This is a genomic window from Coriobacteriia bacterium, from assembly GCA_034370385.1.
Taxonomy (GTDB): Bacteria; Actinomycetota; Coriobacteriia; order Anaerosomatales; family PHET01; genus JAXMKZ01.
On sequence record JAXMKZ010000047.1, the window covers coordinates 1 to 5,526 of the forward strand.

7 protein-coding genes are annotated in these 5,526 nt (G+C 62.1%); all 7 read left to right on the forward strand.

Features of this window, described 5'->3' with window-relative positions; genetic code table 11:
- Positions 1–167: 167 nt before the first annotated feature.
- Positions 168–722 carry a DUF5063 domain-containing protein gene (locus U1E26_09785; protein ID MDZ4169926.1) on the forward strand — a complete coding sequence of 185 codons (555 nt, stop codon included), beginning with the start codon at positions 168–170 and terminating at the stop codon, positions 720–722.
- A gap of 111 nt (positions 723–833) precedes the next feature.
- Complete coding sequence (locus U1E26_09790; GenBank protein ID MDZ4169927.1) at positions 834–2,123, forward strand: hypothetical protein; 1,290 nt, start codon at positions 834–836, stop codon at positions 2,121–2,123.
- 116 nt (positions 2,124–2,239) lie between these two features.
- Positions 2,240–2,683: a hypothetical protein gene (locus U1E26_09795; GenBank protein ID MDZ4169928.1), complete on the forward strand. Its 444-nt coding sequence runs from the start codon at positions 2,240–2,242 to the stop codon at positions 2,681–2,683.
- A 125-nt stretch (positions 2,684–2,808) separates the two neighbouring features.
- Positions 2,809–3,507 carry an SGNH/GDSL hydrolase family protein gene (locus U1E26_09800; protein ID MDZ4169929.1) on the forward strand — a complete coding sequence of 233 codons (699 nt, stop codon included), beginning with the start codon at positions 2,809–2,811 and terminating at the stop codon, positions 3,505–3,507.
- A gap of 149 nt (positions 3,508–3,656) precedes the next feature.
- The gene (locus tag U1E26_09805) at positions 3,657–3,905 is read left to right on the forward strand and encodes an AbrB/MazE/SpoVT family DNA-binding domain-containing protein (GenBank protein ID MDZ4169930.1); all 249 of its coding nucleotides are present in this window, start codon (positions 3,657–3,659) and stop codon (positions 3,903–3,905) included.
- Positions 3,906–4,241, forward strand: a complete 336-nt coding sequence (locus tag U1E26_09810) for a type II toxin-antitoxin system PemK/MazF family toxin (GenBank protein MDZ4169931.1) — start codon at positions 3,906–3,908, stop codon at positions 4,239–4,241. It begins immediately after the preceding gene.
- Between the two features lie 137 nt (positions 4,242–4,378).
- Positions 4,379–5,296, forward strand: a complete 918-nt coding sequence (locus U1E26_09815; protein MDZ4169932.1) for an alpha/beta hydrolase — start codon at positions 4,379–4,381, stop codon at positions 5,294–5,296.
- The last annotated feature ends 230 nt before the right edge of the window (positions 5,297–5,526 follow it).

Here is a 5,526-nt window from a genome sequence, read left to right on the forward strand (position 1 = left end):
GCGGGCACAGTCGTACATGCGGACTTCGCTACCGTTCTGGTTGCCCTCGCGGTGTAGAGTTGACATAGGAGCAACAGCAGACGGCGCAAGGTAGACTGCGGAAGAGAGGGTGTGGGCCGCTGCTCATGCCTAACACGTTAGGCACAACAGAAACGCGCGGGCGAACTGTGAGCCTGGTTGATGACTACGACTGGTCTGCGTTCCGCGACCTGGTCCGTAGCTACGAGAAGCTGCTCTCCGGTCCCGAGGAAGTCACTTGGGAGGTCTTCGCACGCACACTGGCGGGACTGCTCGGGCAACTGTACGTGGCTGGCTACGCGATCGGATGCACGTGCGACTACCACGTGGGCTCCAGTGGAGACGACGCTTTCCAGGACCGGGACGTCGCGGCCAATCCTGAGTACGAGCGCTGGTATCGCGGATGGCCGCCTCGTGCGCAGGCGCTTTCAGACTACATCGCAGAGCGCGACCAGCATTTCGTTCCGGTCGACCCCTCGGAACCCAATACCGCCGGCTCACGCCTGTCCCACGATCTCTCTGACGTCCTCGTTGACCTCATGGCTGGTTCGGCCCACTTCGACGCGGGTCGACTGTCGGACGCCATGTGGGAATGGGGCTTTCGCTTCTACGAATGGGGCGACAGTGCGGTGAGCGCGTTGAAGGTCATCCACTGGTACGTCGAGTGGGACTTACCTTGGAGCGACGCCGAGACGTGTGCCTAACAAGCGCTTCCAGCCGACTTCGCCAGTCCTCGGCTACCATGTCAGTCAGAGGGCGCGGCTGAAGCGCCCGACGTTAGACACAGCTGGGGCTGTACGGGAGGAGCTCGTGATATGCAACCTGTAGATATTCCCTCGCGCATACCGGTCGCAAGTGGCGACCTGTCCACCGCGATGATACGTCCGCTGGGGTATCTGGTCCTCGGATGCCGTCTCACCTTCGATGAACGCCTTGACGCTGCGGTGCTCTCCCGTGCCGTGCGGCTACTGCTCGATGCTGAGCCCGTTCTCGGCTGCTGGTTCAAGGAAGGCTTCTCCGGCGCGGAGTGGGAGCGTTGCGCGAATCTCGATGACTCACTGTACTTCTCCGTCGTTGACACCCGCGATATCGAAGAGGATGCTGCCGCGTTTCATGGTGAGGCGTTCGATGAGCACGGACCGCGGCTGGCAGTTCGCCTTCTGCGCACCGAGGCACATGATGAAGTGTGTCTGAGACTCGACCACATTGTGGCTGACGGGTGGGCGACCAAGGAGCTAGCCTACACGCTCGCCGACACCTACTCGCGCTTGCTCCTGGATCGCGCGTACTCCATTCCCCCGAATCTCACTCCGCGCCCAAGTGGCGGCGATCTGTGGAACGCCATGAGTGATGATCAGCGAGAAGCGGCGAACCGAGGTTCCGTGCGTCCCGCAGCCAACAAGTGGAAGATGCCGCTGCCCGCTGGTACCGGAAGCGACTTGAGCGTACGCCGTCTCACCCTGGGTCCCGAGCAGTTCGCTGCTGTGAAGGACTATGGAGATGCGCGGGGAGCGACAGTGACCGAGATGCTTCTCACGGCGCTCATGCGTTCGCTAGCGCGAGTCTATCCCCCCGACACCGGGGTCCCGTTCACTCCAAGCATCACGTCGAACGCCCGACAGTACACGGACGAGGCGAGCATCATGCGCATGTGCGTCTTGGCGGGGTCATCAACCCCCGTGATTGTGCACCAAAGGGACGATGACTTCGCCGCTGCTCTAGGTCGGGTCACGGAAGGAGTGCGACCTTGCAGGGAATCGCTTTGGGGCGCGAAGTTCTTGGCAAAGCCGGTACGTTTCTACCGGCTTATACAGGCGATTATGACGTTGTTGCTGCGTAGTATGTACCGATCCGGCACGGCCGCACCGATTGTCATGAATATCGGCGTCATGGATGAGGCTCGACTGGCCTTCGGTGATGCATTGCCGATTGCCGCACACATGACTGGCTCGATTCCGAAAGGACCTGGCTTCGGGGCGACCATCAGCACGTATCGGGATACTCTCACGGTATGGATGGGCAACTACGAGCATCACGTCGATCCAGCTCTCGTCGAGCGGGTGCTTCAAGGAATGGGCGAGGAACTGAGTAGCGTGCGTGCCTAACCCACGCTTCCAGCAGAAAGCGCGCCCCTGTCAGGTAGACTCGATCACAGAAGCGCGGTGAGGCGCGCTTCAGCTGAAGCGTAAGAACGTTAGTCACACCTAGGAAGAGGGGACGCTTGGCCGATCCACTCGATGCGGCGGGACTCGCAAAGAACGTCGCCCACGTCTATGTCACTAGTCGAGAGACCGGCGTCACAACTGAGCTCGTGACGCGGCTCGACAGCCGTTGCCATTTCTTCGAGCCTTTCCCTGCCGGAGCGTACAACGTTCAACTTCGACTCGACTGGGCGGACCGCGATGACCGCGGACACCCCACGCTCGATGCGGACTTCATCGACATGCGGTCAGGCAGGCACGATCACGCTATGTGCGCCCACCCCGCGCATCACACGGGTTCTCTTCCCGGTGGCGCCATGGAGTACCAGTGGGAGTTCGAAGACTCCGTGCGCACCTTGAGTGTTGCTGTTGCGTGGAAGGTAAGTGGCGTAGCGCAGAGTACGAGCCAAGCCGTCGGGCATGTCACGGCGGTGCCTCCTCAAAACGAGGTGGCGGGTGGCTAACAAGCGCATCCAGCTGACGGCCAGAAGGTAGACTGCGGAAGTGAGGCGTATCGGCCGCAGCTGATGCGCAAACACGTTAGCGATACAGAAGTGCCGAGCTAGCTCGCGTGAGGAAGGGGCTCGTCATGCGTGTGGTCTTCCTCGGCGACAGTCTGACTGCCGGCAGACCCGGCGTGTCGTACTTCCGTCTCTTGCAGCAAGCGAACACCAACCGCACGCTCGTCAACCTGGGCAGGGGCGGAGACTCCGTGATCAGCCTATACCGGCGGCTATCCCGGATGCCGCATGCCTGCGAAGCAGATATCGCGTTCGTATGGATTGGCTTGAACGACGTATTCCCTCGGGTCTCTTGGACGTTTCCCTGGGTGCGACGACTGCTGCGCCATCCCTGGTCGCGCGACCGGCAGACGTTCGAGTCCTACTATCGGCGTCTTCTGGACTTGGTGTCGCCGAAGGCGCACAGAGTCGTCGCGGTTGCTCCTCTTATGCTGGGAGAGCGCCCCGAGAACGAGTGGAACCGCCAGCTGGCGGCCCTCTCAGAATCCGTGTGCTCTATCGCGTCGGAGTATGCGAACGTCGAGTATCTTGACCTGCGACTTTACATGCCCCCGCATGACAGCCCGCCATCCGGGTACGTCGCATCGAGGGCGATCTGTGTACTGCGTGATGCATTGCTGCTGAAGACACCTCAGCGCGTTGACAGGGTCGCGGCAAGGCGAGGGCTGAGCCTCACGCTTGATGGCGCACATCTGAACAGCGCAGGTGCTGCTGCTGTGGCGGCGGCGTTTCATCGGGCCATGGACGCGACTCCGGCTGATCGCTAACAAGCGCATCAAGCTGACGCGCACAAGGTAGAATCGACCTGAAAGCACGTGGCGCGCAGCTTATGCGCAACAACGTTAGCGCTACAGCGGCACCGTTGACTCGCTTGCATCATCGTGGATATACTTCGGCTATCCATTGGAGGTGCGACATGATCACCAAAGTCAAGAAGTGGGGCAACAGCCAGGGTCTCCGCCTGAGCAAAGAACTGCTCACTGACGCCCGGATAGAGGTCGGCGACGCGGTCGACGTCAGCGTGCATGAAGGTTCTCTCGTCATCACACCCGCACGCCGCGTGCGGGGCGGACTCGACCTCGAGCAGCTCATCGCTCGCATCCCCGAAGGCTACAAGCCTGAGGAACTCGATTGGGGTCCTCCGGCCGGCCGCGAGGCGTGGTAGATGGCGGCCTATGTCCCTCGCAAGGGGGACTTCGTCGCGGTGACCTTCGATCCGCAGTCAGGTCACGAACAGCGCGGTCGGCGCCCCGCGCTTGTGGTGAGCAATGATCTGTTCAACAAGGCGACGGGATTCTGTATAGCGTGCCCGGTGACGAACACGCGGCGCGACTTCCCCTTCCACGTCTCGATTCCTGATGGTGAGGCCGTCACAGGAGTGGTGATGGTCGAACAGGTGAAGTCCCTCGACTACCGAGCCCGCAGCGTCAAGCGTATCGGGATAGCGCCAGAGCCCGTTCTGGAGGAAGTCCTCTCGATACTGGACGCCTGCATCTACTGAGAGCTGAGGTCTGAGAGCTGAGCGCTAACAAAGGCATCAACCAGACAACCAGAAGGTAGACTGCGGAAGAGAAGCGCGTGCGTTGCTGGTTATGCCTAACACGTTAGATGGAGTGCCACTCACGATCGGGGGAATCAGTGGCGCAGCTACCGAGATCGGAGTACCACCCGTTCCGCTCCGCGGAAACGCGCGAGCGCTACCTCGCCCGATACGATGCGCTTGAGGCAGCCTCACCGATTTCGTGGACGACGATGGTGCTCGATACCGAGCACGGGAAGACCCTCATTCGCACGACTGGACCTGAACACGGCCGGCCGCTCGTGATGCTCAATGGAGTCTGGGCGCACTCGCTTCAGTGGCCGTCGCAGCTGATCGAGGCGCTGTCGCGTGGGCACAGGGTCTACTGCCCCGACAGCATCTACGACTTCGGCCGCAGCGTGTGTGCCCGGCCACCGGACGGGACCGGTGACTACCTCGCGTGGATCGACGAGTCGCTCGACGCGCTCGGGCTCACCCGTGACGTGAGCATCTTCGGGGTGTCTCGCGGCGCTTGGCTCGCCGCGGAGTACGCGCGTCATGCGCCGGAACGGCTCGCCAAGACCGTTTGGATGTCACCGGCTCTCGTCGTCTGCGGTGCGAGTTGGCGCAACGCGACCAATGCGCCCCGCTCGCTCGCGGCATTCATCCGCCCGTCCCAGCGTACGGTTGGCGCGATGCTACGATGGTTGATGCCCGACATGGCCGCGCTCCGACCGCAGGAGTTTGAGCAGTACGTCTCGGACATGGTCCTCGGGCTCGAGTGCTTCACGAACGCCACCAACGTGATGCGCGGCCCGCGCGTGTTCACTCCTGCTGAGCTCGGCAGGATACGCACGCCAGTGCTCTACCTCGCGGGTGAGCGGGAGAAGCTGAGTTCACCCAAGGCCGCTGCCGCCCGTCTGTCGAAGGTGGCGCCGCAAATACAGGTCGCCGTGCTCCCAGATGCCGGTCACGACCTGGCAGACCTACACCCTGACGCGGTCGCCGATCAGGTCATTCGGTTCCTCGACGGGTAACGGCACCCATCTAACCAGGGCATCAACCTGACGGCCAGAAGCGTCACGGTTGACACCGCAAGGGGCAAAGCCGCAGGTTATGCCCAAAGACGTTAGGCGGAGGGGGGCTTCGATGAGGTGGTCGAAACGACTGACGGCTGCGCTGAGCGCGCTGGCCCTGGTTGGTTTCTCGACGCTTGGTTGTTCCGGCGCAGATCCGGCCACGACGCCCTCACTCACTGACAGCTCCA

Excerpts from the sequence above, each read along its gene's own strand:
- U1E26_09810 (MDZ4169931.1), top strand. The coding sequence starts at position 3,906 with ATGGCGGCCTATGTCCCTCGCAAGGGGGACTTCGTCGCGGTGACCTTC.
- U1E26_09805 (MDZ4169930.1), top strand. The coding sequence starts at position 3,657 with ATGATCACCAAAGTCAAGAAGTGGGGCAACAGCCAGGGTCTCCGCCTG.
- U1E26_09800 (MDZ4169929.1), top strand. The coding sequence starts at position 2,809 with ATGCGTGTGGTCTTCCTCGGCGACAGTCTGACTGCCGGCAGACCCGGC.
- U1E26_09790 (MDZ4169927.1), top strand. The coding sequence starts at position 834 with ATGCAACCTGTAGATATTCCCTCGCGCATACCGGTCGCAAGTGGCGAC.